We start from the raw sequence: 26,984 nt of genomic DNA on the forward strand, positions 1-26,984 counted from the left end.
GCCGACTATGTCTTCGCCCATTAAACAGGTTCCAACGCCGGATGCGACCGCGGCGAGCCCGGTATTCCAGTGCTGGCAACAGGGCTATGGCATAATCCGGCACTCTGAGACCACCGCTCGCCAGGTACAGGCGCTGGCACAGAAACTGGTGGCAGCAGGCCAACAGCCGGACGCCGACAGCGTATACCGCAAACTAATCGCCCTGGACCGGCTGACCAGCGCCGGCCTGTGGCTGGTGGTGCACATGACCTACTGCAACCGGGTGGATATTACCGGTGCCCCGTTGCAACCGAAGGATTTCAAAACCGCTCCGGAAGGCCACACCGGTGGCGCGCTCAACATGGTGCCGGCCTATGCCGCCTACCTGGCACTAAACAACCTGACCGGACAAACCCGAAGCTGGCTGATGGGCCAGGGCCACTGCGTTGCTGCCATAGATGCCATCAACGTTCTGACCGGCAACCTGCACCCGGAACAGAAAGCCCGGTACCAGGCCGCAGACGGCCTGTCCCGCCTGGCCTCGGATTTTTACAGCTACCGGCAAAAGCCCGACGGCTCCATGGCATCGCCTCTGGGCAGCCACGTTAATCCGCACACCGCCGGCGGCATTATTGAAGGCGGCTATCTGGGGTTCGCTGAGCTGCAGTACGCCCACATGCCGCTGCCCGGTGAGTCCCTGGTCGCCTTCCTGTCTGACGGCGCAGCTGAAGAACAGCGCGGCAGTGACTGGATACCCCGCTGGTGGCGGGCGGAAGACTGCGGGCAGGTGCTGCCGGTGATGATCGCCAATGGTCGCCGCATTGAACAGCGCACCGAACTGGGTACCCGGGAAGGCCTGGAGCGCTTCGAACAGCACCTGGAAGCCCGTGGCTTTGCGCCTTTCCGCTTTGACGGCAAAGACCCGGCTGCCTTTGTCTGCGCCCTGTACGAGATGGAAACCGCGCTGGCCGCCAACGGCGAGGCAGCCAAAAAAGGCGAAACCGCGTATCCGGTGCAGATTCCCTACGGCATTGCTGAAACCGTCAAAGGCTTCGGCTTTTACGGCGCCGGCCAGAACAGCGCCCATAACCTGCCACTGCCGGGCAACCCCCGGCTGGATACCCGGGCCAGGGATCTGTTCCAGGAGCACATTGCGCCCCTGTGGGTTGAACCGACCCATCTCCAGCAAGCCGTTGCCGAACTGAACGAACACGCCCTGCAACAGCGCCCGCTGGAGCGGGACCACGCCCTGGCCACCCGTAACCCGCCGGAACCTTCCATACCGGCCCTGCCCTGGGGCCAGAACCAGAGTTCGCCCATGTCGGCCGTCGACGAATTCTTCCGGGCACTGGTGGAGGACAACCCCGGGTTACGCCCCCGGGTGGGCAATCCTGACGAACTGGCCAGCAACCGCCTGACCGGTATCCTGGCTGACCTGAAACACCGGGTTAATGACCCGGAAAACCGCCAGGAATCAATCCACGGCAAGATCATCACCGCCCTGAATGAAGAGGCCGTGGTGTCTGCCTGCCTGGCCAACAAGGCCGGCCTGAACCTGGTCGCCAGCTACGAAGCCTTCTGCGTAAAAATGCTCGGCGCCATTCGCCAGGAGCTGATCTTTGCCCGGCACCAGAAAGAAGTGGGCCGGCCGGCCCGCTGGCTGGGCTTTCCGGTGATAGCCACCTCCCACACCTGGGAGAACGGCAAGAACGAACAGTCACACCAGGACACCACCTTCTGCGAAGCCATGCTGGGCGAGATGAGCGATGTTTCCCGGGTTCTGTTCCCGGCGGATTACAACAGCACCCTCGCAGTTCTGCCTTCGGTCTTCACTGAACGGGGCCGGATCAGCTGCATGGTGATCCCGAAGCGGGAGCGGCCCTGCGTGTTCAATGCCGGTGAGGCAGAAACCCTGGCCCGCCACGGCGCGCTGGTGGTCGACGAAGACACCTCCACCGGAGAAGAGCCGATTCTGCTGATTGCCAGCGGCGCCTACCAGCTGTCTGAAGCCATCCGGGCCTGCGAGCGCCTGCGGGAAACCGGCACCGCGTTCCGGCTGGTGTACCTGCAGGAGCCCGGGCGCTTCCGCCAGCCCAGGGACCCGCACGAAGCCGCCTTCTGCCTGAACGAATTCGAGCGGGAGCGGTTGTTCCCCCATCGCCTGCAGCGGCGGGTTGCGCTTACCCATATGCGCCCGGAAGTATTCCGGGGCCACCTGCACAACCTGCTCCCCCAGCCGTCCCACAGCCGGGTGCTGGGTTACATCAACCGCGGCGGCACCCTGAACGAAAGCGGCATGCTGTTTGCCAATCACTGCTCCTGGGGCCACACCCTGGTAGCCTGCGCCGAGGTGCTGGACAAGCCCCCCGGAGCCTGGCTCTCCAGTGCCGAGCTGGCCGCCGTGGAAGGCCGCGGTGACCCGTCCGTGATTACCCGCGGGCTGCCCTGAAGCGCCGGCGGATTGCCGTTTCCAGCTCCAGCAGCACCAACACCGCGACACCGGCCAGTACCGCAAAGCCCAATGCTTCAGGGGAGAGCGCGGTACTGGCAAAGGTGTCCTGGAACCAGGGCACCCAGGTGAACAGGGACTGCAGGACAATCACCGCGAGCACTGCCAGCAGCACCACCGGAGTACCCAGCACACCCCGCAAGGTAATCGACGGCGTATCCAGGTAACGGACCGCAAACAGGTAGAACACCTCCATGGCCACCAGGGTATTCACCGCCAGGGTACTGGCCACCACCGCATCGTCATAGTTGTACATGGCCCAGAACCAGGCGCCGAAGATACCCGCCAGGAACAGCAGGGAGACATACACGACCCGCCAGACTACAAAGCCCCGGAGCAGGGATTCGTCCCGTGGCCTGGGCGGCTGGGCCATCACGCCCGGCTCCGGCGGCTCGAAAGCCAGGGTCATGGCCAACACCACCGAACTCACCATATTCACCCAGAGAATCTGCAGGGCGGATATGGGCAGCGCCAGCCCCAGCAGCAAGGCCGTGATCAGACTGATCGACTCGCCGCCGTTAATGGGGAGCATGAAGGCAATGCCCTTGCGCAAATTGGTGTAGACCGTACGGCCTTCCCGCACCGCTGCCACAATGCTGGCAAAGTTGTCGTCCAGCAAGACCACCGACGAAGCCTCGCGGGCCGCTTCCGAGCCTTTCACGCCCATGGCGATACCCACATCCGCCCGCTTCAGGGCCGGGGCATCGTTCACCCCGTCACCGGTCATGGCCACCACGCCATGCAGGGCCTGCAGGGCTGCCACCAGCCTCAGCTTGTGTTCCGGGCTGGTGCGGGCGAAAACATCCACTTCACCGGCCGCCTGCTGCAACTGTTGCTCGTCCATGGCGTCCAAGTCCTTGCCGGTGAGCACCTTGTCGGTATTCCGCAACCCAAGCTTTCGGGCGATGGCTCCGGCGGTCAGGGCGTGGTCGCCGGTGATCATTTTTACCCGGATACCGGCACTGTGGCATTCTTCGATAGCCCGGATGGCTTCCTGCCGGGGCGGGTCCAGCAGGCCCACCACACCCAGCAGTTCAGTCCCCTGCTCCAGCTCTTCCACAACCAGCTCACGGCTGCCGGCTGTCACGGGCCGGCGGGCAATCGCCAGTACCCGCAGGCCTTCGGATGCCATGCCGGCAATGATGCCGTCCCAAGCCGGGTGGTCAAGTTCAACCGGCTCACCGGTGTCCGATACCTGGTGCGAACACATCCGCAGAATCCGCTCTGGCGCGCCCTTCCTGCAGAAAGCCGACCAGGGTCTGGATGACTACCACTGCCAGGATGACGCCGGCATCGACCCAATGGCCGAGGGCACCGGTAATCACCACCGCGGTCATCAGCACATAGATCAGGAAATTCTTCAGTTGCCGCCCAAGGCGGGCAAGCGGGCCGGATGCGGCCGCTTCCGGCAAACGGTTGTAGCCCAGGGTGGCCAGGCGTTCAGCGGCTTCGGCGTTGGATAATGGATGTTCTGCCTTCAGGCGTTCACGAGCCTCGGCGGCCGGCACAGCCTGCCAGTGCTCAGAAAGCAGGGGCCCAGGCTCCAGCGCGGCAGAGTCGGAAGATGGGGGAGATCCGGTCATTACTGATTCCTTGTAGTGGACTCAACCATACTACAAGGCCGGCACAGGCCTTTGCCATTGGCACAGGTCAAACAAAAACGGGAGCCGAAGCTCCCGTAAACGATCCGAACACAGGTGAGCGCTGGTTATCCGCTGATGAAGACCGGGCCAGCCCCCAGGTTCCACAGGATCACCGAACCCACGCGGGTGGACACCAGGATCACCAGTGCGACCGTCAGCAAAGCGCCACCGTACATCACAGCACGCTCTTTCTCGATGCCCATCACAATGGGCAGACCGTCATACATTAACCAGGCGCCGTAGCACGCGGCTGCCAGGAACACCGCAGCGTTGAACCAGGGCACTGGATACAGCAGGGCAAAGCCCGCCAGGAACAGGGGCGTACAGGAATAAGCCGCCAGGGCGATACCATTGGAAGGCACGTGTTCTTCCTTGGCACCGTAGGTCTTGGCCATCCAGTTGATGGCATAGCCGAGGGCAAACACCCCCACCAGCATTGCCACGTAGGTCAGGACACTCAGTTGAACCGCACTGATTTCCGTAAGTTTGATCAGCCGCTCGCTACCCACAGACCAGCCGAAGTGTGCTGTTGAAATATAGGCGCAGATGGGAGCAATGGCCGCCAGAATGGCAATGTAAGCGATATAAAGCCTGGTTGGATTCTCGTGTTCCTTTCTGATGGATACCCACTCCTGGTCAGGGTGAGTAAAGAGACCGAACGCATGTGACAGGAGCATAGACCACCCCGCATTGTTGCTGTTGTTGGTTTGGGGATATACGGCGCCTGAACCAGTTCAGACTTACAACCGTTCCTGTACTTAACTATAGTCAAGAATGCCGGTGGTAAAAGACGGCTTTGATGCTATTTTGTTCAAAGCCCGCCGTTATCATACCCTTTAGTTCTTGATGAACAGGAGCAGGAACCGCCATGAAACCACGTTTGAACAAACACTCGCTCGCCGCCCTTACCCTGGCCATTGCCAGCCTCAACGCACATGCCGAGCTTCGCACCGAGACCGTGGAATACACGCTCGATGGCCAGGTCTTCAGCGGCTACCTGGCCTGGGATGATGAAGCCGAAGGTAAAAGACCCGGAATCCTGCTGGTACACGAATGGTGGGGCCACAACGACTTTGTCCGGGAACAGGCAGAACAGCTGGCAGCCGCCGGTTATACCGCCTTTGCCCTGGACATGTATGGCGAAGGCAAGCTGGCCGAGCACCCGGATACCGCCCAGGAGTTCATGAAACAAGCCACCCGGGATATGGAGCAGGTAAAAGCCCGCTTTATCAAAGCAAAGGAGCTGTTGGAGAACCACGAATCGGTGGATGCTGGCAAGATTGCCGCCCAGGGCTACTGCTTTGGCGGTGCCGTGGTGCTCAATATGGCACGGATGGGCGTCGACCTTGATGGCGTGGTGAGCTATCACGGCGCCCTGGCCAGCCCTCTGCAGGCCGAAGCCGGCAAAGTGACCGCACGGGTACAGGTGTATACCGGCGGCGCCGACCCGATGGTGCCCTCAGAACAGGTGGCAGGCCTGGTTCAGGAAATGCAGGATGCCAAGGTGGACCTGACGCTGGTGAGCTTCCCGGGGGTCAAGCACTCCTTCACCAATCCGGGTGCGGATGCCTTTGCCGAAAAGTTCGGTATGCCGGTCGGCTACGACGAGGATGCCGCCCGCCGTTCCTGGGATGGCACCCTGCTGTTCTACCAGGAGCTGTTCGGCAGCTGATCCGACAAACCGGGCAGGCACAAAAAAAGGCAGCCTTGGCTGCCTTTTTTTGATGTTGCTGAATCCTCAAGGATTACAGGGCAACAACGTTCTCCGCCTGAGGACCTTTCTGGCCCTGAGTTACGGTGAACTCAACCTGCTGACCTTCGGCCAGGGTCTTGAAACCAGAGCCTTGGATGGCGCTGTAGTGAACAAATACGTCCGGGCCGCCTTCACGAGTGATAAAGCCAAAGCCTTTTGCTTCGTTGAAGAACTTAACAGTACCGGTAACAGTAGACATACGTAAACTTCCTGAAATCAATCATTTTATCTGCTGCCACACACCATTCTGGTGCTGGTCAGCGTGTTACGGAAAAACTGAACTCGCGGGATCAAAAACAGGACGGCACTACTAACTGCGGAGGTACGTCTTATTCATGAACTGCTTTGCTAATCTTTCCTTCAGGATTCACTCTACTCCTGAATTTCCGGCTTGCCAAGGGTAAATTCAATAATTTATGTAGGTAGTGATACCAAGGCCGGAGCGGTCATCCGCAACCGTCTTTATCCCCTGAACAGGGTGAAGGTCCAGAAGCCCAGGGCGGTCATCAGGATGGAACCAATCACGTGGGCCAGGATGCCGGTGAGGGCCACCGCCCACTTGCCTTCCTGCATGGCGGCAAACATTTCCAGGGAAAAGGCCGAGAAGGTCGTCAGCGCACCGCACAGGCCCGTTACGGCGAACAGCCGCCACTCCGGAGCCAGCGAACTGCTGTGGGTAAAGAAGCCCATCAGCAGTCCGATCAGCCAGCCACCACTGAGGTTGGCCACCAGGGTGCCCCAGGGAATGGCATGGTAACTGGCATTCAGCCACAGGCTAAGGGCCCAACGCAGGTTGGCGCCGATCACGGCGCCAACACTGACAGCAACTACCGACAGCCACATATCAGCGGCCTGCTTCAGGCCGGATTGTGGTCAATGAGGGTGTCCTTGTTGCGGGCGAACTCGTCGAACGGGAAATCGTCGACGGTCAGCATTTCCAGCACCAGCGCCTCATACTCGCGCATGAAATCGGCCTCTTCCTGGCTGAAAATACCCGCTTCCAGGGCCGCCTCGAACCGTTCTTCCGGATGCAGGGCTGTCATGGGCAACTCGCCCTTGGCGTAGGCCTTGGTAGCTTTGCGGTACAACTGCTCTGCCTTGCCATAGTCCTTGAGCAGGCTGTTGTACTGAGCCAGCGGATTGGCCACATCACCCTCACCTGCCGTTGTCCACGCACTTTCTGTCAGCTTGCTGCGCACCGGCGTATCCGTGCTGATGCTGTTGGCCAGTTTGCGGGTAAGCTCGTCGCCCGGCTCAGCCCAGCGACGGCCCAGCGGCAGGGTTACCGCCCGCAACGCCATGGCGGCCGGCCGGTTGGGCAGGTTCTTCAGGAATTCGTCCAGGGCTTTCTCAGTACGATGCAGCAGCAGGGTCATGCTGTATTGCATCAGTTCCTTCTCGCCATCCACCGGCTGGGTTTCATACCAGTTCTTGAGCACCATGGAGGCCAGGTACAGGTTGGCCAGCATGTCGCCGAGGCGCGCGGAAATCAGCTCACGCATTTTCAGCTCTCCGCCAAGGGTGGTCATGGCCGCGTCGGCACACAAGCCGAAGGCAGAACTGAAGCGGGCAAGGGCCTGGGCATAGGGCCGCGACGCGCTGTCAAACGGCACGTCCGCCTTGCCGATACCCAGGGCCTGGGTGAAAGCGCGGGCAGCGTTGCCGAAGATCAGGCCGGCGTGGCCGAAGAAGGCTTCATCGAAGGCCTTGATGTCATCGTTATCCTTGGCCGCCAGCTCCTTGAGTACATAGGGATGGCAGCGAATGGCGCCCTGACCGAAGATCATCAGGCTGCGGGTCATGATGTTCGCGCCTTCCACGGTGATCGACACCGCGGCACCACTGTAACCGATACCCAGATAGTTGCGGGGCCCCAGGGTAACCGTCTTGCCGCCGTGCACATCCATGGCATCGGTGAGGATGTCACGCTGGAACTCGGTCAGGTGGTACTTGAGAATGGCCGACGGCACCGCCGGTTTTTCGCCCTGGTCGATCATGTTGGCGGTATGGTTGACCGCAGACTGGGCAATGTAGGTCTTGGCAGCAATCCGCGCCAGCGGGGCCTGGACACCTTCCATCTCTGCCACCGGGGTATTGAACTGGCGACGGATACGGGTGAAGCCACCGGCCGTGCCCACGGCATAGGCAGCCGCACCGGCAGCACCGGACGGCAGAGTGATACAGCGGCCAACCGACAGGCACTCAACCAGCATACGCCAGCCCTGGCCGGCCATTTCCTGGCCACCGATGATGTAATCCAGCGGGATGAACACATCCTTGCCCTTGATCGGGCCGTTCATGAACGGCGAGCCGATGGGGCAATGGCGACGGCCGATGTCCATGCCGTCGGTGTCCCGGGGAATCAGCGCACAGGTAATGCCGTGATCCCTGGTATCGCCCAGCAGGCCGTCCGGGTCGAACATCCGGAACGCCAGGCCCACCACCGTGGCCACCGGCGCCAGGGTAATCCAGCGCTTCTCGAAGTTCAGGCGGATGCCCAACACTTCCTTGCCGTCCACTTCCTGTTTGCACACGATACCGGTGTCCGGCAGGGAGGTGGCGTCGGAGCCCGCGCGCGGGCCGGTCAGGCCGAAACAGGGCACTTCCCGGCCATCCGCCAGCCGCGGCAGATAATAGTCTTTCTGCCCCTGGGTGCCGTATTTGACCAGCAGTTCGCCCGGGCCGAGGGAGTTGGGCACGCCCACGGTCACCATCAGCATTTCATTGGCGGCCAGTTTCTGCAGTACCGCCGTCTGGGCCTTGGCCGAGAAACCCAGGCCACCATATTCCTTCGGAATGATCATGCCGAAGAATTTTTCCTGCTTCAGGAAATCCCACAGTTCTTCGGGCAGGTCAGCCCGCTCTACCGCCAGGTCCCAGGCATTGCACATGGAAATCGCCTGGGTGCACTGGTTATCCACAAAGGCCTGTTCCTCATCGCTCAGGCCGGTATGACGGTTGATCAGCAGGTTGTGCCAGTCCGGGCGGCCGGTGAACAGTTCGCCGTCCCAGCCTACAGTGCCGGCCTCCAGGGCCACCTTTTCAGTGTCGGAAACCTTCGGCGCCACCTTCTTGAACATGGCGAACACCCGAGGGGTCAACCAGTTCATGCGGAACTGGGGCAGACCGGCTGCGGCCGTGGCTGCCGCACCCAGGAACAGAAGCAGGGTCAGCCAGCCGGAAGCCATAAACAGGGACAGCACACCCACCACCAGCATCACGCCGATGGCCGGCTTGGCACCGGACTCCCGGCGCATCACAAACAGCAGGCCGGCCAGTGCTACCAGAAACAGAATCAAAGTCATCGCAAGTTCTCTCTGTCTTCCATGGATTAGAGCCTCCGGCACGCAGCCGGAGCCACTTCGCTAACACTTCGTTACGTTCAACTTACCCTAACAGATGCCTGTATTCCAGATAACACACCGGATTCAGACAGTTAGGAGCCTCAGGATGTGACAATCACCCGGATTCCCTCCAGCGCCAGGCTGGCATGGCCCACCGCCTCGCGGGCGGCTTCCAGCTGTTTGCGCAGGAAGTCGATTTCCTCATCGCGAATAGCCGGGTTTACTTTCTGCAGGGCTTCAAGGCGGCGGATTTCCGGTACAAAGCCGGCTTCTACCTGCGCCAGCGCCTTTTCCTGCAGTGGTTCGAGGTTCGGTTCGGCCAGCCGCTCGGCATGGTCCACCATGGTTTCCACTTCTGCCCGGATCTTGGGCACGATGGCCTGGGCCGTCCGGCGGCGGATGTTGGAACACAGCTCGTTCAGCCGGTCATGGGGCAGGGCCTTGGACAGGTCCCGGCCGTTGACGTCTACCACCAGGCGCAGCGGCGAAACCGGCAGGTAGCGGGTCAGCTGCAGGGCTTCCGGCGCCGGACAATGCACGGCGAAAACAGCTTCCAGCAACAGGGTACCCGGCGGCAAGGCCTTGACCGACAGATTGGCCAGTGCCGCCTTGCCCAGGCCGGAACTGGTTACCGAATCCATCACCCCGGTCACGATCGGGTGCTCCCAGCTCATGAACGCCATGTCTTCCCGCTGCAGGGCCTGCTCCCGCTCCCAGGTGACGGTCAGCCCGTCTTCCGGCAACTCCGCCACATGGCCGGCCTGGTATTGCTCTCCGGGCTTGAGGACATCGGCGTGTTCGCTGTGGTCTTCCACATCAACACCCAGGATGTCGAACGCCTGCACCAGGTAATCCCGGACCCGGGCAGAGCCCTCTTCTTTCTCGATCTCGGCGATCAGCGCATTGGCTTCTTCGCGGCGACAGGAGTTCAGCTCGATCAAGGCATCCCGGCCGTTATGCAGCAGGGTTTTCAGGCGCCGGGTCTCTGCGGCGCTGTCCGCCAGCAGCGGCTCGATGACACTGTCATCGCCGTCCAGGGCTTTCTGCCAGTTATCGGCCACGTGTTCGTGCACCGCGACACCCACGGCGCAGCTCTCGGCAAAGGCGTTCAGGCCTTCATGGAACCAGCGGTACTGCAGCTCCTGGCTGGTGCCCTGCAGGTACGGGATATGAATCCGGATGGCTTCGGTCTGGCCGATACGATCCAGCCGGCCAATGCGCTGCTCCAGCAGGTCCGGGTTTTCCGGCAGGTCAAACAGCACCAGGTGATGGGCAAACTGGAAGTTGCGGCCCTCGCTGCCAATCTCCGAACAGATCAGCGCCTGGGCGCCCTGCTCGGTGTCGGCGAAGTAGGCGGCAGCCCGGTCCCGCTCCAGCAGGCTCAGGTGCTCATGGAAGGCAGCACTGCGAATACCGGCGCGCAGCTGCAAGTAATGCTCCAGCGCCATGGCGGTATCGGCCCGGGCGCAGATGACCACCACCTTGGCCGGGCGCAGGCTGGCCAGTTTCTTTTCCAGCCAGGCCACGCGGGGGTCCTCGGCCAGCCATTGCTCTTCCAGGGCCGACTGCTCCGGCGCCAGGCCGGTTTTGCCGTGACGTACCTCTTCATAGAGTTCCGGGCACGGCAACGGCTCCGGCAGCGGCTGGCGTTCGGGGAAGCCCTGAATGGCCGCGCGGGTATTGCGGAACAGTACCCGGCCGGTGCCGTGGCGATCCAGCAGGGCATCAATCACGGCATGATGGGCGTTGTCCCGGGCCAGCAGCTCGTCCAGTTCACTACCAAGCCAGTCAGACAAGGCGGCCTTGTCGTCCTCGGCGATGGTGTCCGGGTTTTCCTGAAGCCGGCGCACCACCTGGTTGATACGCTCATACTGCTGCTCTTCCTGCCGGAAAGTGTCCAGGTTATGGAACCGGGCCGGGTCCAGCAGGCGCAGCCGGGCAAAGTGACTGGCAATCCCGACCTGTTCCGGGGTGGCCGTCAGCAACAGCAAGCCCTTGCTGGCCCCAGACAGGCTTTCCACTACTTCATACTCGGGGCTGGCCTGCTCCGGCGACCAGGCCAGGTGGTGCGCTTCATCCACTACCATCAGGTCCCAGCCGGCGGCGAGGGCATGGTTCCTGGCCTTTTCGCTGCGCACCAGGAAGTCCAGGCTGCACAGCACCAGCTGGTCCGCCTCGAACGGGTTAACACCGTCATCGTCGTCACCGAAGATGTGGTTTACCAGGGCATCGACATCATCTTCCTGTGCCTTGAGGTCGTCGTAGCGGCCCTGGTCGACGATGGAAAAACGCAGGTTGAAGCGGCGCAGCATTTCCACCAGCCACTGGTGAATCAGCGAATCCGGCACCACAATCAGGGCCCGGCGGGCGCGGCCGGTGTGCAGCTGGTAATGCAGGATCAGGCCGGCTTCGATGGTTTTGCCCAGGCCCACCTCATCGGCCAGCAGTACCCGGGGCGCGTGGCGGCGGGCCACTTCGTGGGCAATATAGAGCTGGTGCGGCAAATGCTGGGTACGGGCGCCAATCAGCCCCTGGGCCGGCGAGGCCCGCAGGCGATCCATGTGTTCCAGGGTCGACACCCGCAACCGGAAGGCTCCGTTACGGTCGAACTGGCCGGCAAACAGGCGTTGGTGCGGGGCAGAAAAATTCACCGAACCGGCCAGCTTCACTTCCGAAACCTGGTGGATATTTTCGCCATCGTCGGCGTGGTACAGCAGAACGCCGTTCAGGTCCTCCACGGCGCGCACAATGTATTTCTCGCCTTCGAAAGTCTCTATTTCCTCACCCATCTGGTACACAATCCTCGACAGGGGAGCATTATCGATGGCGTAGGTGCGCTCCTCATCGGCCGCGGGAAAGCCCAATGTGACCCTGCGCCCGGAAATGTCGGTAACAATTCCCAGACCCAAAGCGGTATCGCTGTGGCTTACCCAACGCTGACCAATGACAAATTCCGATGTTTCCAAGAAACCTCCGCTGACTGAATTACTGTTGGTTTGAATCGTTTTCACGCACCCAGAACGCGGTCGCACCGCACACGGCCGCCGGCACCACCACCAGGTTGAGTACCGGCACCATGGCCGCAAGGGCCACCGGCAGGCCGAAGCCCAGGGCCGAAAGCCGGCTGGCTGCCAGGTCTTTTCTTAATTTCGGGAAGCTGACCCGGTGGTTATCGGCCGGGAAATCCACATATTGCAGGGCCATCATCCAGCTGTTGAACAGGAACCAGAGCACCGCTGCCACCAGGTTAACGACCGGAATCAGGCCGATAATAAACAGGCCCAGCGCCCGGGGCAGGTAATAGGCAATTTTCTGGACTTCCCGCCACAGCGCCCGGGGAATGTCCTTGATGATGGCGGCCCAGCTGCCATCCGTGCTGACTTCCTGGCCGGTGAGGTGTTTTTCGGTCAACTCGGCCAGGTAACCATAAAAAGGAGAGCCGATCAGGTTGGCAACGATCACGAAGCCGTAGGCCAGCATCAGCAGGATCACCACGCCGTAGAGCAGCCAGAACAACCAATCGAGCGCTTGCAGCCAGGCCCAGTCGGGCAGCCAGGCCATGGCACCGGCGATCATCAGGGAGAACATCTCGGCCAGGAAATAGAACATCAGCCCGAACAGGATGACGTTGATCACAACAGGAATGATCACGAACAGCCGCAGGCCGGGCTGGCGAATCAGCCTGAAGCCCTCCCCCAGGTAGCCCAGTCCGCGAAAAAAGTTTCCTTTGAGCATTGCTGGTGGTCCTCCGCTGCCATGACAATAACGGGGCGCAAAGCATATCATGTCAGCCTCGTTCCCACAGCACGCAACCACCTTCGGATTACCCTATGACGCGACTCTGGCCAACCATCCGGCATATTCTTCACATGCGCCGCCTGTGGCAGGCCGTGTTGCTGGTGTCGGTTGTCGCCATTCTGTACCTGGCCACCACCAGCAGCAGCTACCCGATTCCGTCGTCCGATAATGACAAGGTCAATCACCTGATTGCCTTTATCGAGCTGACCATCGTTACCCGGCTGGCCTGGCCGCGCCTGAGCGCCTTCTGGTATGCCCCGGCACTACTGGGTTTCGGGCTGCTGCTGGAGGTGGTCCAGGCCAATCTGCCCTACCGGGATTTTTCCCTGGCCGATGTGCTGGCAGACAGCCTGGGGATTGCCATCGGCATGCTGCCCTGGCCCGGCACACGCAGGCCGCGCGAAATGGATTTGAGAGATTCGCCTGAATCCTTGTAAGAGATATCTCACAAGCCTGTAGGAACTTTCAGTGTCTTCACGTACGAAGGCGCAGCCTGGCCCATAGCCACTTCCCGCAGAGCCATGAATTCAAAGAAAAAACTATTAATGTGATAGTTGAAGCCCGCAAATGGTGTGCGCCGGTCACACGTTTGTCAGATTGGCCTTGGTATAGTGGGAACCGTCAAGGATGACAGGGAAAAGGACGACGCACTGGATGCACCCCTGCAGGGACTGTGGGGAGAGGCAAGGACACAGGGATGCCTCGCTTAAGGGATAACGATTTGGATTGCCGGCTCGGACGCTGGCCATCAGGGAAAGACGCAAGGATTACGGTAACATGGCGGTTGCCCCGAGTGCACGGACGCACCACTTGTTCCGACTGTGAACTGCCCGGGATGGCGGTTCAAACCTGTTAAAGGGCAGCCCTTGAGCTGCCCTTTGTTTTTTCTGCCGTAGAAAATTCTCAGCCTGCACCTTCCGCCAGGTAGATACGCACCCTGTTGAACTCCTCGAATTCGTTCAGGTCTGGCCAGGTCCTGGCTTCAATCACCGTTTGCAGCTGATAAGCCGGGTTACCGAGATCCCGAACCCGCGAATCTGCCAGCAAAACCCGGCTTGCTGCCGCCCGGAACGCCTCCAGCAACGGCCGGTTGTCAGGGTCATAAAGCACATCGGCCGCGGTGACCAGGTCCAGGGATTCCGGCCGCGCCGCCCAGTCGTCACAAAGCTCCACCTGCACACCGTTAAGCCGGGCATTGGCTGCTGCAGCATCCAGCGCTGCCGGGTCGATATCGCAGGCAATGGCCCGGGCAGCACCCGCCCGCGCCGCCGCCACGGCAACAACCCCGGAACCGGAGCCGAAATCCAGTACCGCTTTGCCGGCCACCAGCTCCGGATGCTGCAAAATCCAGCTGGCCAGCACCTGGCCGCTGGCCCAGCAGAATGACCAGTACGCTGGCTCTGCCACCACGGCCTGGGCTTCATCATGGCTCAGGGGACCTTCCAGTACCGAGGGATCAAACAGGTACAAGGGGAGGTCCGGGCAACCTGCCGGTGCCGATGCGGCCACACGGCCACGGCTCAGGGTCTTGCGCAGGTGCTGGTTCAGGTGTTCCGGGGTCATTGCTGGCTCTCTCGGCAGTCCAAACCGCCATTGTACCCTAGTGTCCCGTCTGACTAATTCCTTAACCTACTGAGCATCTGCAAAGCCGAAGAGTTAGGCGTGCTGGTGAAAATTTGGTGGTTCCAAATCGAGACAGCAGAACGACACTATTCGGCTTTTCAGATGCTCCCGAAGGGCTTGCCTCTGAGGACTCTGAGCCTGTGTTGCCAGTCCTTGATGTGGAACCACCACACCTGCAGACTGTCGCCTTGGTCAGAGTCCTCAGAGGCAAGCAGTAGATTAAGGAATTAGTCAGACGGGACACTAGCCGGGATGCCCGGAAATCGGCACTCCGGTATACTGCCGCCCTATCCAGAACAACAGCGATCCGTTGACATGGCAAGCAGACCCGATACCAGCGATTACCTCAACCTGTTCCTGAACGACGTGCCCCTGATGGACGTTCGCGCCCCGGTGGAGTTCAGCAAAGGCAGTTTTCCCAACGCTGAGAACGCGCCCCTGATGAACGACGGGGAACGCCACCGGGTGGGCATCTGCTACAAGGAAAAGGGCCAGGACAAGGCCATCGAGCTTGGCCACCAACTGGTCGCCGGTGATGTAAAAGCCCAGCGTATCGAAGCCTGGAAGCGCTTCGTAGCCCGTCACCCGGACGGCTACCTGTTCTGTTTTCGGGGTGGGTTACGCTCCCGTCTGACCCAGCAATGGATCAAGGACGCCGGCATTGATTACCCGCTGGTGAAAGGTGGCTACAAGGCCTTGCGACGCTTTCTGATCGACAGCCTGGACCAGCTGATCGACAGCGAAGACTTCCGCATTCTCAGCGGCCGCACCGGCACCGGCAAAACCCGGGTGCTGATGGACCTGCCCAACCCGGTCGACCTGGAGGGCCTGGCCAACCACCGGGGCTCCAGCTTCGGCCGGCAAGTCACCCCGCAGCCGTCCCAGATCGATTTCGAAAACCACCTGGCGGTTGCCATGCTCAAGGCACACCACCAGGTAGGCGGGCCGGTGTACCTGGAAGACGAAAGCCGGCTGATCGGCCGCTGCGCGCTACCGGAACACTTCCGGGCCCGCATGAGCGAATCGCCGCTGCTGATCCTGGAACAGCCCATGGCAGAGCGTGTCGATATTATCCGCACCGACTATGTGGAACACATGCTGGCCGACTACATCGCCCGGGATGGCGAAGAAGCCGGCTGGCTGAACTTCCGGGACTACCTGCTGAGCGCCATCGACCGTATCCGGAAACGCCTGGGCGGGGCGCGCCACCAGGAACTTCGCGCCTTGATGGAGCAGGCCCTGGAGCAACAGGAACGCACCGGCGACACCAGCGGCCACCATCTCTGGATCGAAGCCCTGCTCACCGATTACTACGACCCCATGTACGATTACCAGCTGAGCCAGAAACAGGGCCGGATCCTGGTGCGGGGCGGCCCCGATGAAATCACGGCATATGCCAGAGAGCATCACAATCCGTATAACTAACCGCTGCGTACCAACACTTTCTGACGCTGACATTTAATATGTCTGCTATATACTCTTTGTCAGATAAATATTGTGCTGGCAATCATTTGTCGGGTTTTCGCCACCTCAGAAAATACTAACGATCAAGGAGCTTCTCTATGGAAGACATCATAAGTAACGGACAAGCGTCCGAATGGATTGACCAGGGCATCGCACTGGTTATGGCCTACGCCCCGAAAGTAGTACTGGCCATCATCACCCTCATTGTCGGCCTGTGGCTGATCAATCGTTTTGTCGGCGTGCTGGACAACAAACTGGGCAAGAAAGACCCCACCCTCAACAAGTTCCTGTGCGGCCTGATCGGCGCCATTCTGAAGATCCTGCTGCTGGTTTCCGTAGCTTCCATGGTCGGTATTGCCACCACCTCCTTCGTCGCCATTATCGGTGCCGCCGGCCTGGCCGTGGGCCTGGCCCTGCAAGGCAGCCTGGGCAACTTTGCCGGTGGCGTACTAATCCTGATCTTCAAGCCGTTCAAGGTGGGCGATGCCATCGAAGCACAGGGTTTCCTGGGTTCGGTGCGTGAAATCAGCATCCTGTACACCATCGTCGACACCTTCGATAACCGTCGCGTGGTGATCCCGAACGGCCAGCTATCCAACGCCAGCCTGACCAACATGAGCGTGTATGAAACCCGTCGTTGCGACATGACCTTCGGCATCGGCTACAGCGACGACATCGACAAGGCCAAGGCGATCTGCAAGCGCCTGATCGAAGAAGACGAACGCGCCCTGAAAGACCCGGCTCCGCTGATTGTGGTGGGTGGCCTGGGCGAAAGCTCTGTCGACCTGACCGTACGGGCCTGGACCAAGGCCGGCGACCTGTGGCCGTTCTACTGGGACATGCAGGAACGTGTGAAGAAAGCGTTCGACGCCGAGGGTATCTCCATCCCTTTCCCGCAGCGCGACGTGCATATGTACAAGGCTGACTGACCGGAAGCCTGTCACACAGACACAACCGGTTATTCGCAAACTGCAGATCCTGCGCTAAGCTGTCGGTAAGGCGGGAATTTACCCCGTCTTACCGGAGCCTGGCCCGGGATTGGCAGACGGCTCTGCAACACTGTCCATGTTGTCAGGAGGTTGTGAACATGCCGGTACAGCAGTTAAAAGATTACCTGGACAAGGCCAATGTGGAATACATGTGCCTGTCCCACCCTCCCGCCTTTACTGCCCAACAACTCGCCCACCACGTGAAGATTGCCGGCGACCGTGTGGTTAAAACCGTGATCATCGAACTCGATGGCAAGATGGCCATGCTGGTGATGCCCGCCACCTGGCGCGTGCGCTGGGACAGGTTGTCCCGCATTCTCGACACCGACTTTGTGGAACTGGCAGACGAACAGGAATTCCAGGACAGTTTCCCGGATTGCGAAGTGGGCGCCATGCCACCGTTCGGCAACCTGTTCGGAATGACGGTTTATTGCGCCGAAGTACTCACCGAACAGCCCGAACTGGCATTTGCCGCCGGCAGCCACACCGAATCCATCCACATGAAAACCCGGGATTTCCTCAACCTGGTGCAACCCATGGTGATCAATCAAGGCTTCACCCGCCCGGGCACCCAGAAACCGGCCTGGCTACTGAAGAACCGCAAACGACCGGAACCCCGGGAGGAAACCCTGCTGGCCGGATACTGAAACCCGCCGGATTGACCCCGGTCGCTTGTCTGGCGCCCGGCATCGCGTAAACTGATGCCATCAGACAGGAACCGGATATGAACCAAGCATTTGACATCATTATTGTGGGCGCCGGCATGGTCGGCGCCGCACTTGCCACCGGCCTTGGTCAGCAGGGCATCCGTGTGGCCCTGATCGACAAAGCCGAACCCAGCGCCTTCGATGCCTCCAGTGCCCCGGATATCCGGGTGTCGGCCCTGAGTGCCGGCAGCGAACGCTACCTGGACAGCCTGGGAGCCTGGCATTCCATCCTGGCCATGCGCGCCACACCCTATCGCCGCCTTGCGGTGTGGGACGAAACCCCCAACCCCCTGAGCCGACTGCTGCCACCCTCCCTGACCGAAGTTGAATTCAGTGCCGAACAGCTCGGTGCCCGCCACCTGGGTCACATTGTGGAAAACAGCATCACCCAGCAGGCGCTCTGGCAGAGCGCCGAAGCCGAGCCGGACGTGACCCTGATAACCGGCCGCAGCGTGCAGGACCTGAAGCAGGGTCAACAACTGGCCCGGGTCACCCTGGATGATGGCAGCCAACTGGAAGCACAGCTGGTCATTGGTGCAGACGGTGCCATGTCACGGGTTCGGGACCTGGCGGGCATCGGCGTTACCCGCGATCAATACAACCAGCAGGCCATGGTAATTTCTGTGCGTTACCGGGGCAGCGTAGAAGACATCACCTGGCAGGGTTTCTACCCCAGCGGTCCGCGGGCCTTTTTACCCCTGCACAGCGCCGGTGAACAGTTCCCCGGTGAATGCTGGGGCTCGCTGGTATGGTATGACCACCCGGCCCGGCTGGCGGAACTCAAGGCCATGGATGAACCGGCATTGATGGCCGAGATCCAGAAACGGTTCCCCGCCCGCCTGCCGGAGCTGACCCATATCGATGCCCGGGCCAGCTTCCCCATTGCCCGCCAGCACGCCAGGCACTATTACCTGAACCGGGTGGTACTGGCCGGCGATGCCGCCCATACCATCAACCCGCTGGCCGGCCAGGGCGTAAACCTGGGTTTCCAGGATGCCCAGTGCCTGCAGGGTTTGCTGAAAGAAGCCCGGCGCGGTGGTGACGACCTCGCCTGCGAGCGCTGGCTGGCCCTGTACGAACAGCAACGCCGGCCCGCCAACCAGAGCATGATGCTGGCCATGGACCTGTTCTACCACCTTTTCAGCAACGCCATACCGCCGGTACACCTTGTCCGTAACCTGGGCCTGGGCGCCGCCCGCGCCCTGCCCTTTGCCCGCAACCGCGTCGCCCGCTACGCCATGGGGCTGGACGACAAACTGCCCGCACCGCTTCAACAAATGGTCAATCGTCTGCCGGGTCTCGGCGGTCTATAGTGGTCAACTTGCACGCTTAACAACGAACAGGGAGTTTTCATGTCGGAAACCATCTTCACCAAAATCATCAACCGGGAAATCCCGGCGGACATCGTCTATGAAGACGACCTCAGCCTCGCCTTCAGGGACATCAATCCCCAGGCACCGGTACACCTGCTGATCATCCCGAAAAAGGCGATCGCGACCATCAACGACATTGAGGAAGGCGACCGGGAAGTGGTGGGACACCTGTACTGGGTAGCCGGAAAACTGGCCAGGGACATGGGCTTTGCCGAAGACGGCTACCGGGTGGTGATGAACTGCGGAGAGAATGCCGGGCAGACCGTGTTCCACATCCATTTGCACCTGCTGGCCGGCAAGCCACTGGGCTGGCCGCCTTACACTGACAAGATGAAGCAGGCCTGACTTTTCCTGCTTCTGGTTTTGGAGTAAGCAAGCGGGCTGGTATGGCTGTTTGGGACACGCTCAAGGCATCCATGCTCGCTTAGCTTTGGCCATCCATGGCCAAAGATAGTCCCAAACAGCCATACCAGCCCGCGTGCCCGAAGCTTGGGAGGTAGGCTGACAGACTAAAACACGATTTTGGTGAAAACAGCTCTGAAGTCAGGTCGGCCGATGTGCGGTGCGGCCCGCCCCTACCGCCCCACTACCCGCTCTGCTTCTTCCATCGGCGAATGGCGAATATCCTCACCCTTGGCCATGAAAATCACGTGCTCGGCGATGTTGCAGGCGTGGTCACCAATGCGCTCGAGTGCGCGCAGTACCCACATCACCATCATGCAACGGGTGATGTTGCGGGTATCTTCCATCATGAAGGTCAGCAAGGCCCGGGCCGCAGCCTGGTACTCTTCATCGACCTGCTTGTCTTCTTTCATGATGCGCAGGGCCTGCTCGGAATCCAGCCTGGCAAAGGCATCCAGGGCATCGTGCAGCATGCTGAGCACGTGGGTGCCGATGTGGCGGATTTCCACGTAACCCCGGGGAGCCTGGCCTTCTTCGGTCAGCTTGATGGCCATCTTGGCAATTTTCTTGGCTTCGTCACCCACACGTTCCAGGTCCGCCACCATCTTGATCACGGAAATCACCAGGCGCAGGTCCCGCGCCGTGGGTTGCCGGCGGGCGATGACCAGGATGGCTTCTTCATCCAGGTCCATTTCCATCTTGTCGACCTGCTTGTCGCCAAGGCGGACTTTTTCCGCCAGCTGGCCATCCCCGTCAATCAGCGACTGGATGGCCTTCTCTACCTGGCTTTCCACCATGCCCCCCATGTTCAGGAACTGGGTTTTCAGCTCGTTCAGTTCATCGTTGAACTTACCGGAGATATGATCTCCGTATACATCATCCTTTCTGTTCGGCATTTTCTTTGTCTCCAAGGTTCCCGGGCCTGATTAACCAAAACGACCGGTGATGTAGGATTCGGTCAGTTCGTGGTCCGGCGAAGTAAATACTTTATCGGTTTCGTTCACTTCCACCAGGTGGCCCAGGTGGAAGTACGCCGTGCGGTTGGATACCCGGGCGGCCTGCTGCATCGAGTGGGTTACGATCACAATAGTGTAGCTCTCGGACATTTCCGCGATCAGCTCTTCCACCTTGGCGGTAGCGATCGGGTCCAGGGCTGAACAGGGCTCGTCCATCAGGATCACTTCGGGGCTGACGGCAATGGCCCGGGCAATACACAGGCGCTGCTGCTGACCGCCGGACATGCCGGTGGCAGTGGCATCCAGGCGGTCTTTTACCTCGTTCCACAGGCCAGCCTTGCGCAGACTGTCTTCCACGATATCATCCAGGTCGGACTTACGATTGGCCAGGCCGTGAATACGCGGGCCATAGGCCACGTTGTCATAGATCGACTTGGGGAACGGGTTCGGCTTCTGGAATACCATGCCAACCCGGGCCCGCAGCTCAACCACGTCACGCTTGGGGTCGTAGATGTTCTGGTCATCCAGCATCAACTCGCCTTTCACGCTACAGATATCGATGCTGTCGTTCATCCGGTTCAGGCAGCGCAGGAAGGTGGACTTGCCGCACCCGGACGGGCCGATAAAGGCAATCACTTCGTTACGGGCAATATCCAGGCTGATCTTCTTGATGGCCCGACTTTCGCCGTAAAACACCTCAACATCCCGCAGCTTGAACTTCGGGTCGTCGGCGTAGGGGCTGCCAACGGTAACCCCTTCCTGGATGATCGTCTCTGCCGGGCGCTCGTCCTGAACGGGAACAGCGTGCGCCTCGGTGGTTTCGGTGTTGCTGGTTACTGTCGAATTCATAGTGTTCATGGTTTAACTCCTTACCACCGGCGCTCAAGACGTTTACGGAGCCAGATGGCCAATGCATTCATGGTGATCATAAAGGTCAGCAGGATCATGATTCCGGCAGAGGCAAGTTCAACAAAGCCCTGCTCGGCACTGCTGGCCCAAAGGTAAATCTGTACCGGGAGCACAGTGGCGGAACTGAAGAAACCGTCAGGAATCTCCACGATGAATGCCACCATACCGATCAGCAGCAGCGGTGCTGTCTCACCCAGCGCCTGGGCCATGCCGATGATCGAACCGGTCATCATGCCGGGCATGGCCAGGGGCACCACATGGTGCAGTACCACCTGCATTTTCGAGGCGCCGATGCCTTCCGCCGCTTCACGGATAGAGGGCGGCACACTCTTGATGGCCGCACGGCTGGAAATGATGATGGTGGGCAGGGTCATCAGCGCCAGCACCAGGCCACCCAATACCGGTACGGAGCGCGGCAAGCCGAACACCCCGATAAACACCGCCAGGCCCAACAGACCGAAGATGATCGACGGTACCGCCGCCAGGTTGTTGATGTTGACCTCGATAAAATCGGTGAACTTGTTCTGGGGCGCAAATTCCTCCAGGTACACCGCTGCCGCAACCCCCACCGGGAAGGCAATCACCAGGGTAACCACCATGGTCAGCAGTGAGCCGACAATGGCACCCAGAATACCGGCATTGGACGGCTCCCGGGAATCGCCCCGGCTGAAGAACACATCGTTGAAACCGGTATCTACCACGCCTTTCTCAACCAGCTCATCCACCCAGCGCTGCTGCTGTTCCGACAAACGGATGCTGTAGGCAGGATTGTCGGCATGTTTCACATAGACCGACACCGTGTCGTGCACCAGGAACTCCATGGTCTGGGTAGTACCCAACAATTCCGGCTGCCGGGCCAGCAGGTCCTTGATCTGGTTGCTGGCATAGCTACCCGCCAACCGGCTCAGCTCCCGAAGGTCCTTACGCTCCTCCACCTCGGGAAAATGCTTCTGCAGAGCCGTTATGATGGGCGCCTGGAAGTCCGCCATGGACATCTGGTCTTTGTCAGACGCGTCATCCAGGTACATCTGCTCGCCATCAAGCACCACATCAAGGGTCATGGTGGTCTTGATAAAGCCGGTGTAGCCCTTGCCGATGATGTCGGTAAACAGCACCACCAGGGACAACAAGGCGATGGCGATGGCGGTCATGCCGTAGAGCCGAAACCGGCGCTCCTTGCGGTACCGCCGCTTGAGTGACTGGCGGACAATCTCCGCCTGTGAACGTTGATCAGTCATACTGTTCCCTATACTTGCGGACAATCTTCAGGGCAACCACGTTGAGGGCCAGGGTTACGATGAACAGCATCATGCCCAGGGCAAACGCGGCCAGGGTCTTGGCGCTGTCGAATTCCTGGTCACCGGTCAGCAGGGTGACAATCTGCACCGTAACCGTGGTGACGGAATCCAGCGGATTGGCCGTCAGGTTGGCTGCCAGGCCCGCTGCCATCACCACAATCATGGTTTCACCGATGGCCCGGGAAGCCGCCAGCAGGATGCCGCCCATAATGCCCGGCAGGGCCGCGGGGAAAATCACGTTCTTCATGGTTTCTGACTGGGTGGCACCCAGTGCCAGGGAACCGTCCCGCAGGGTCTGGGGTACGGCGTTGATCACGTCGTCAGACAACGATGAAACAAACGGAATAATCATGACACCCATCACCAGGCCCGCCGCCAGCGCGCTCTGGGATGAGGCTTCAAGGCCGATACTTTCAGCCAGGTCCCGAATGAACGGGGCAACCGTAAGGGCCGCAAAAAAGCCGTACACCACGGTAGGTACGCCTGCCAGCATTTCCAGCAGCGGCTTGATCACCGCCCGGGCCGGCCTGGTTGCGTACTCAGACAGGTACACCGCAGACAGCAAGCCCACAGGCACCGCCACCAGCAGCGCAATGGCCGAAATCAGCAAGGTGCCGGTGAACAGCGGGATGATACCGAAAGCACCGTCAGAACCTACCTGGTCTGCACGAAGGGCCGTCTGGGGGCTCCAGGACGTGCCGAACAGAAACTCGGTAAACGGAACCTTGCCGAAGAACCGGAAGGTTTCAAAAATCACGGAAAAGACAATGCCGACGGTGGTCAGAACGGCAACCGCCGCACAGACAAAGAAAATCCACCGCAAGGTGCGCTCCACGTTCTCGCGGGCATTGATGTGGGGTTGTACCCGGGTCCAGGCATAGGCTGCGCCCAGTACCGCAAGAAGAATTACCAGCGTGGCCTTGAAGCTGGCACTGCGCTGTTTGAGGGCATCCAGAAGGTCCGCTGCACCCACCACTTCCGGGGGCACAAACTGCGGATCCAGCTTGCCGGCTGCCACGTTGTTGATCTGCGAAAGGATAAGGCTCGCCTGGCCGTCAGACTCAGGTGCAAGTTCTGCCGGCAACGAAGCCACCACATAGTTCTGGATAACCTTGCCTTCAAAACCTGCCCACAGCGCCAGCACAACCAGCGCAGGGATCGCACACCACAAAGCGGCACGGGCCGCGTAGTAAAAGGGCAGCGCCTTCAGATTGCGAATACCACCGATGGGCTCGGCTACCGCGCGCGAGCGCATGTAGGACAAACCATAGGCGATGACGGCAATCACCAGGATCAGAGGCAACAGATTGGCCGTTTGCATAACGTTCTCTGTATCGTGTAAATGTTGAGTTAAAGCCAGCTCAACGTTTTTATTATTGTGCCAGTTTAGCGGCTGTTTTATTCATCTGGTTGTAACAAAAGAACGCGAACCTCCCCGGCCCGCGTTCTTTGTCGTCGTCCCTGACTACCCGGAGCTGCTTACAGCTCGTTGCCGGTCATCGGCTTCAGGTTGCGCACATTCTTGGCCACTTCCATGCGAGTGTTGCGCGGGTTCGGAATCAGGCCTACGTCGACCAGGTAACCGTTATCGCCCCAGGCGCCTTCAGTAGTAAATTCCTCGGCATATTCCTTGATGCCCGGAACCACGCCTACGTGAGCGTTCTTGATGTAGAAGAACAGGGAGCGGGCAACCGGGTAATCTTCATCAGCGATGGTTTCCGGAGTCGGCTCAACGCCACCGATAGTCGCGGCCTGGATCTGGCTGCTGTTTTCCATCAGGAAGCTGTAACCGAAGATACCCAGGGTGTCCTTGTCCTGCGCCAGGCGCTGAACGATAAGGTTGTCGTTTTCGCCGGCTTCAACAAACGGGCCGTCTTCACGCATACTGTGGCAAACGCTCTTCATTTCTTTCTTCGGCATGGCCTTGATGAAATCGAAGGTCTTGCAGCCACCTTCCATTGCGATTTCAACGAAAGCATCACGGGTACCGGAAGTCGGAGGCGGGCCCATCACGCTGATTTCCAGGTTCGGCAGGCTGGAGTCGATATCGCTCCACTTCTGGTAAGGGTTAGCGACCAGCTTGTCGCCACCTTTGGGATCAGGAACTTCCTTGGCCAGGGCCAGGAACACCTGCTTCAGGCTCAGGTCCAGCTTGCCGGCATCTTTGGAGTTGGCGATAACGATACCGTCAGCACCAATCTTCACTTCGGTGATTTCCTTCACGCCATTGCTCTGGCACAGCTCGAACTCGCTCTTCTTCATGCGACGGGAAGCGTTGGTGATGTCCGGGTGCTGGGTACCGATACCGGCACAGAACAGCTTCAGACCACCGCCGGAACCGGTAGATTCCAGTTTCGGAGTCGGGAAGTCGGTGTTACGGCCAAAACGCTCGGCAACCACGGTGGCGAACGGGTAAACAGTGGAAGAACCGACGACATTGACGGTATCACGGGCCATGGCCGGGGTGGACACGGCGGCAATGCTGCCCGCCAGGGCAACAGAAGCGATTGCAGTTTTCAATTTCATCACGTTATGTCTCCAGTATCGGTGGACGTTATGTTGGTATCTGCTTTACCGATGAGTGCATCCTAGGGAGACTCTGTGACAACTTTGTTACAGCTTTTGAAATATAGCCGTCATTAGCGAAATTTTCTTGCAGCGCGCGGCCAGCCCGTTACCATGCACGGAAAACAATTCATAAGCTTCCGTAAGGCAAACCATTCATGAACGCATACGATGACGACAAACCCGCCCCCCGCGGGGAGATGATGCTGCAGGTGATTCCCCTGCCGTCAGACACCAACGCCAATGGCGACGTATTCGCCGGCTGGCTGGTCAAACAGATGGATATTGCTGCCGCCACCATGGCCGGGCGTATTTCCCGGGGCCGCAATGCCACCGTGGCCATGGATCGCATGGAGTTCCTGTCGCCGTTGCGGGTGGGTTCCCAGGTAGGTTGTTACTGTGACCTGGTGGACATTGGGCGCAGCTCCATGAAAATCCAGGTGGAAGTCTGGACCCTGGACCGCAGCTCAAAGACACCGCGCAAGGTAACGGAAGGCCTGTTTGTATACGTAGCCATAGACGAGCACGGCCGCATTCGGGAAGTGCCGGAACAGAATCACTGACCTTTCGACATCAGCTGCTCGATGAGAGCCTGATACCGGGGCGCCAGCCTTGAAGCCCGCCATGGATTCGGCGGCTCTGCAACAGGCGATTGTTCAAGCAACCTGGCCAGCCGGTCAGCTGCCGCCCTGGCTTCCGCCGCTTTGTCAGACTCAATGCTGGTGTACCGGCACTGCGGCGGCACATACTCCCGGTAGGCCAGCCGGTCCGGTGCCAGTGGCAAACACCCGGCAGCCATGGCTTCCAGCATCGCCAGCCCCTGGAAATCGTGAAGCGCTGTCGTCAGCACAATATCGGCACGGCCCAGCAAGCGATCATAATCTGCGCGGCGCTCCAGAAAGCCCCAGTGTTCGATGTGCCCTGAAAATTGCCGGTGAATCCGGTCGAATGCTTCCGGGCGGCTGCGAAAGCCCTCGCCCACCACGCTGATACGGAAAGGCATTTCACGCTCTGTCAGCTGCTCCAGCAATGCCAACAATCGGTCCGGCCCCTTGTCGTATTCCCAGCGGTGATTCCACAGCAGGTGCGGACACGCCTGGTTCACAGGCCGGGGCTGGTCGATAAACAACCGGTCTTCAATCGGCACAGGCAGCACCGAAGATCTTTCCCTGAGTTTTTCCATCACCCCGTCGGGCACCGCATCCGGCATCTTGTTCAGAAAGCCTTCAACGCCTTGCAGAAAGCTGTCCCGGTTCCAGGCGCTGTTAAACGCCACCGCATCGGCCGCCAGGGCACTGTAGAGATTGACCATTTGCGGCTCTACCCGGCCCCGCTGCTGATCGCTGACCGGAAAGGCGAACTGGTTTTCATGCATATAAAGCAGGCACGGCGTGTTTGCCAGCGAGGGGTGCAACCCGCGCAATGTGGCCAGGTCGACCATGGAGGTGGCAATGACCAGGTCCCAGGATTCCTGCAGGCAGGGCTCGTCCAGCCAGCTCACCGGATTGCCTCGTATCCGCCACTGGAAGAATCTGGGCGGAAGCGCCAGCGTCTGCCAGTGATAACCGGGCAGCAGGGTGACCAATTGCTCTCGCCAGCGCCGATGGCTGGCGGCATCGTAGCCTGACAATAGAAGAATGCGTTGGGTCATGGCGATCCATAGCTGGAGGAC

Annotated in this window: 24 protein-coding genes; 9 read left to right on the forward strand and 15 right to left on the reverse strand. The window is 60.1% G+C overall.

The window, feature by feature from the left end; all coding sequences use genetic code 11:
• The first annotated feature begins 7 nt into the window (after window positions 1-7).
• Window positions 8-2,428 carry a xylulose 5-phosphate 3-epimerase gene (locus H3Z84_RS16600; protein ID WP_199458255.1) on the forward strand — a complete coding sequence of 807 codons (2,421 nt, stop codon included), beginning with the start codon at window positions 8-10 and terminating at the stop codon, window positions 2,426-2,428.
• Here the strand turns inward: H3Z84_RS16600 and H3Z84_RS16605 are convergent.
• From H3Z84_RS16605 to H3Z84_RS16615, 3 genes are all read right to left on the reverse strand, one after another.
• Complete coding sequence (locus H3Z84_RS16605) at window positions 2,409-3,698, reverse strand: HAD-IC family P-type ATPase (protein ID WP_228285797.1); 1,290 nt, start codon at window positions 3,696-3,698, stop codon at window positions 2,409-2,411. The two genes, H3Z84_RS16600 and H3Z84_RS16605, sit on opposite strands and share 20 nt — an antisense overlap.
• On the reverse strand, window positions 3,667-4,071 hold the full coding sequence (locus H3Z84_RS16610) for a cation-transporting P-type ATPase (RefSeq protein WP_199458256.1): 405 nt from the start codon (window positions 4,069-4,071) through the stop codon (window positions 3,667-3,669). Before H3Z84_RS16610 ends, H3Z84_RS16605 begins: the two co-directional genes overlap by 32 nt.
• 125 nt (window positions 4,072-4,196) lie before the next feature.
• Window positions 4,197-4,808 (reverse strand): Yip1 family protein, encoded by a 612-nt coding sequence (locus tag H3Z84_RS16615; protein WP_058341994.1) that lies wholly within the window; start codon window positions 4,806-4,808, stop codon window positions 4,197-4,199.
• Between the two features lie 191 nt (window positions 4,809-4,999).
• On the opposite strand from H3Z84_RS16615, the gene H3Z84_RS16620 reads away from it, so the two are divergent.
• Complete coding sequence (locus H3Z84_RS16620; RefSeq protein WP_199458257.1) at window positions 5,000-5,803, forward strand: dienelactone hydrolase family protein; 804 nt, start codon at window positions 5,000-5,002, stop codon at window positions 5,801-5,803.
• 73 nt (window positions 5,804-5,876) lie between these two features.
• Here the strand turns inward: H3Z84_RS16620 and H3Z84_RS16625 are convergent, their stop codons facing one another.
• The 5 genes from H3Z84_RS16625 to cysZ form a co-directional block, all read right to left on the reverse strand.
• Entirely contained in the window at window positions 5,877-6,083 is a 207-nt protein-coding gene (locus H3Z84_RS16625; protein WP_008939715.1) for a cold-shock protein, read from the reverse strand.
• 263 nt (window positions 6,084-6,346) lie between these two features.
• Window positions 6,347-6,727, reverse strand: a complete 381-nt coding sequence (gene crcB / locus H3Z84_RS16630; RefSeq protein WP_094624925.1) for a fluoride efflux transporter CrcB — start codon at window positions 6,725-6,727, stop codon at window positions 6,347-6,349.
• Between the two features lie 14 nt (window positions 6,728-6,741).
• Window positions 6,742-9,189: an acyl-CoA dehydrogenase gene (locus tag H3Z84_RS16635; protein WP_199458258.1), complete on the reverse strand. Its 2,448-nt coding sequence runs from the start codon at window positions 9,187-9,189 to the stop codon at window positions 6,742-6,744.
• 140 nt (window positions 9,190-9,329) lie between these two features.
• Window positions 9,330-12,194: an RNA polymerase-associated protein RapA gene (rapA, locus tag H3Z84_RS16640; protein ID WP_199458259.1), complete on the reverse strand. Its 2,865-nt coding sequence runs from the start codon at window positions 12,192-12,194 to the stop codon at window positions 9,330-9,332.
• Window positions 12,195-12,213: 19 nt separating this feature from the next.
• Window positions 12,214-12,963 carry a sulfate transporter CysZ gene (gene cysZ, locus H3Z84_RS16645; protein ID WP_022988506.1) on the reverse strand — a complete coding sequence of 250 codons (750 nt, stop codon included), beginning with the start codon at window positions 12,961-12,963 and terminating at the stop codon, window positions 12,214-12,216.
• A 95-nt stretch (window positions 12,964-13,058) separates the two neighbouring features.
• Between cysZ and H3Z84_RS16650 the strand changes: the two genes are divergently transcribed.
• Window positions 13,059-13,463 carry a VanZ family protein gene (locus tag H3Z84_RS16650; protein ID WP_036219163.1) on the forward strand — a complete coding sequence of 135 codons (405 nt, stop codon included), beginning with the start codon at window positions 13,059-13,061 and terminating at the stop codon, window positions 13,461-13,463.
• 466 nt (window positions 13,464-13,929) lie between these two features.
• Here the strand turns inward: H3Z84_RS16650 and H3Z84_RS16655 are convergent, their stop codons facing one another.
• Entirely contained in the window at window positions 13,930-14,589 is a 660-nt protein-coding gene (locus tag H3Z84_RS16655; RefSeq protein WP_094624920.1) for a 50S ribosomal protein L11 methyltransferase, read from the reverse strand.
• 375 nt (window positions 14,590-14,964) lie between these two features.
• Here H3Z84_RS16655 and mnmH point away from each other — a divergent pair, with 375 nt between their 5' ends.
• From mnmH to H3Z84_RS16680, 5 genes are all read left to right on the forward strand, one after another.
• Entirely contained in the window at window positions 14,965-16,074 is a 1,110-nt protein-coding gene (gene mnmH, locus H3Z84_RS16660) for a tRNA 2-selenouridine(34) synthase MnmH (RefSeq protein WP_199458260.1), read from the forward strand.
• Between the two features lie 137 nt (window positions 16,075-16,211).
• Entirely contained in the window at window positions 16,212-17,042 is an 831-nt protein-coding gene (locus H3Z84_RS16665; protein ID WP_199458261.1) for a mechanosensitive ion channel family protein, read from the forward strand.
• Between the two features lie 158 nt (window positions 17,043-17,200).
• Window positions 17,201-17,749 carry an aminoacyl-tRNA deacylase gene (locus tag H3Z84_RS16670; RefSeq protein WP_058342002.1) on the forward strand — a complete coding sequence of 183 codons (549 nt, stop codon included), beginning with the start codon at window positions 17,201-17,203 and terminating at the stop codon, window positions 17,747-17,749.
• Between the two features lie 77 nt (window positions 17,750-17,826).
• Window positions 17,827-19,122 (forward strand): FAD-dependent oxidoreductase, encoded by a 1,296-nt coding sequence (locus H3Z84_RS16675; RefSeq protein ID WP_199458262.1) that lies wholly within the window; start codon window positions 17,827-17,829, stop codon window positions 19,120-19,122.
• A 39-nt stretch (window positions 19,123-19,161) separates the two neighbouring features.
• Complete coding sequence (locus H3Z84_RS16680; protein WP_022988513.1) at window positions 19,162-19,527, forward strand: histidine triad nucleotide-binding protein; 366 nt, start codon at window positions 19,162-19,164, stop codon at window positions 19,525-19,527.
• 230 nt (window positions 19,528-19,757) lie between these two features.
• On the opposite strand, the gene phoU is transcribed toward H3Z84_RS16680, so the two are convergent.
• The 5 genes from phoU to H3Z84_RS16705 form a co-directional block, all read right to left on the reverse strand.
• A complete protein-coding gene (phoU, locus tag H3Z84_RS16685; RefSeq protein WP_199458263.1) occupies window positions 19,758-20,480 on the reverse strand; it encodes a phosphate signaling complex protein PhoU in 723 nt (240 codons plus the stop codon).
• A gap of 30 nt (window positions 20,481-20,510) precedes the next feature.
• Window positions 20,511-21,398: a phosphate ABC transporter ATP-binding protein PstB gene (pstB, locus tag H3Z84_RS16690; RefSeq protein ID WP_199458264.1), complete on the reverse strand. Its 888-nt coding sequence runs from the start codon at window positions 21,396-21,398 to the stop codon at window positions 20,511-20,513.
• 11 nt (window positions 21,399-21,409) lie between these two features.
• Window positions 21,410-22,687 carry a phosphate ABC transporter permease PstA gene (gene pstA, locus H3Z84_RS16695; protein ID WP_199458265.1) on the reverse strand — a complete coding sequence of 426 codons (1,278 nt, stop codon included), beginning with the start codon at window positions 22,685-22,687 and terminating at the stop codon, window positions 21,410-21,412.
• On the reverse strand, window positions 22,680-24,068 hold the full coding sequence (gene pstC / locus H3Z84_RS16700; protein ID WP_199458266.1) for a phosphate ABC transporter permease subunit PstC: 1,389 nt from the start codon (window positions 24,066-24,068) through the stop codon (window positions 22,680-22,682). The genes pstA and pstC overlap by 8 nt, the downstream gene beginning before the upstream one ends.
• A gap of 158 nt (window positions 24,069-24,226) precedes the next feature.
• A complete protein-coding gene (locus H3Z84_RS16705) occupies window positions 24,227-25,273 on the reverse strand; it encodes a substrate-binding domain-containing protein (protein WP_206768903.1) in 1,047 nt (348 codons plus the stop codon).
• A gap of 197 nt (window positions 25,274-25,470) precedes the next feature.
• On the opposite strand from H3Z84_RS16705, the gene H3Z84_RS16710 reads away from it, so the two are divergent.
• Complete coding sequence (locus tag H3Z84_RS16710; protein WP_199458268.1) at window positions 25,471-25,875, forward strand: acyl-CoA thioesterase; 405 nt, start codon at window positions 25,471-25,473, stop codon at window positions 25,873-25,875.
• Here H3Z84_RS16710 and H3Z84_RS16715 read toward each other — a convergent pair.
• Entirely contained in the window at window positions 25,869-26,963 is a 1,095-nt protein-coding gene (locus tag H3Z84_RS16715) for a tRNA-queuosine alpha-mannosyltransferase domain-containing protein (RefSeq protein WP_199458269.1), read from the reverse strand. The genes H3Z84_RS16710 and H3Z84_RS16715 overlap by 7 nt on opposite strands.
• Window positions 26,964-26,984 lie beyond the last annotated feature (21 nt).

This window comes from Marinobacter sp. bablab_jr003 (assembly GCF_016464245.1).
GTDB classification, from domain to species: domain Bacteria; phylum Pseudomonadota; class Gammaproteobacteria; order Pseudomonadales; family Oleiphilaceae; genus Marinobacter; species Marinobacter vinifirmus.

Excerpts from the sequence above, each read along its gene's own strand:
- cysZ (WP_022988506.1), bottom strand. The coding sequence starts at position 12,963 with ATGCTCAAAGGAAACTTTTTTCGCGGACTGGGCTACCTGGGGGAGGGC.
- H3Z84_RS16710 (WP_199458268.1), top strand. The coding sequence starts at position 25,471 with ATGAACGCATACGATGACGACAAACCCGCCCCCCGCGGGGAGATGATG.
- H3Z84_RS16620 (WP_199458257.1), top strand. The coding sequence starts at position 5,000 with ATGAAACCACGTTTGAACAAACACTCGCTCGCCGCCCTTACCCTGGCC.
- H3Z84_RS16655 (WP_094624920.1), bottom strand. The coding sequence starts at position 14,589 with ATGACCCCGGAACACCTGAACCAGCACCTGCGCAAGACCCTGAGCCGT.
- pstB (WP_199458264.1), bottom strand. The coding sequence starts at position 21,398 with ATGAACACTATGAATTCGACAGTAACCAGCAACACCGAAACCACCGAG.
- H3Z84_RS16705 (WP_206768903.1), bottom strand. The coding sequence starts at position 25,273 with ATGAAATTGAAAACTGCAATCGCTTCTGTTGCCCTGGCGGGCAGCATT.
- mnmH (WP_199458260.1), top strand. The coding sequence starts at position 14,965 with ATGGCAAGCAGACCCGATACCAGCGATTACCTCAACCTGTTCCTGAAC.
- crcB (WP_094624925.1), bottom strand. The coding sequence starts at position 6,727 with ATGTGGCTGTCGGTAGTTGCTGTCAGTGTTGGCGCCGTGATCGGCGCC.
- H3Z84_RS16670 (WP_058342002.1), top strand. The coding sequence starts at position 17,201 with ATGCCGGTACAGCAGTTAAAAGATTACCTGGACAAGGCCAATGTGGAA.
- H3Z84_RS16615 (WP_058341994.1), bottom strand. The coding sequence starts at position 4,808 with ATGCTCCTGTCACATGCGTTCGGTCTCTTTACTCACCCTGACCAGGAG.
- H3Z84_RS16675 (WP_199458262.1), top strand. The coding sequence starts at position 17,827 with ATGAACCAAGCATTTGACATCATTATTGTGGGCGCCGGCATGGTCGGC.
- H3Z84_RS16610 (WP_199458256.1), bottom strand. The coding sequence starts at position 4,071 with ATGACCGGATCTCCCCCATCTTCCGACTCTGCCGCGCTGGAGCCTGGG.
- H3Z84_RS16625 (WP_008939715.1), bottom strand. The coding sequence starts at position 6,083 with ATGTCTACTGTTACCGGTACTGTTAAGTTCTTCAACGAAGCAAAAGGC.
- pstC (WP_199458266.1), bottom strand. The coding sequence starts at position 24,068 with ATGCAAACGGCCAATCTGTTGCCTCTGATCCTGGTGATTGCCGTCATC.
- H3Z84_RS16635 (WP_199458258.1), bottom strand. The coding sequence starts at position 9,189 with ATGACTTTGATTCTGTTTCTGGTAGCACTGGCCGGCCTGCTGTTTGTG.
- H3Z84_RS16665 (WP_199458261.1), top strand. The coding sequence starts at position 16,212 with ATGGAAGACATCATAAGTAACGGACAAGCGTCCGAATGGATTGACCAG.
- phoU (WP_199458263.1), bottom strand. The coding sequence starts at position 20,480 with ATGCCGAACAGAAAGGATGATGTATACGGAGATCATATCTCCGGTAAG.
- H3Z84_RS16650 (WP_036219163.1), top strand. The coding sequence starts at position 13,059 with ATGACGCGACTCTGGCCAACCATCCGGCATATTCTTCACATGCGCCGC.
- H3Z84_RS16605 (WP_228285797.1), bottom strand. The coding sequence starts at position 3,698 with ATGTGTTCGCACCAGGTATCGGACACCGGTGAGCCGGTTGAACTTGAC.
- H3Z84_RS16680 (WP_022988513.1), top strand. The coding sequence starts at position 19,162 with ATGTCGGAAACCATCTTCACCAAAATCATCAACCGGGAAATCCCGGCG.
- H3Z84_RS16600 (WP_199458255.1), top strand. The coding sequence starts at position 8 with ATGTCTTCGCCCATTAAACAGGTTCCAACGCCGGATGCGACCGCGGCG.
- pstA (WP_199458265.1), bottom strand. The coding sequence starts at position 22,687 with ATGACTGATCAACGTTCACAGGCGGAGATTGTCCGCCAGTCACTCAAG.
- H3Z84_RS16715 (WP_199458269.1), bottom strand. The coding sequence starts at position 26,963 with ATGACCCAACGCATTCTTCTATTGTCAGGCTACGATGCCGCCAGCCAT.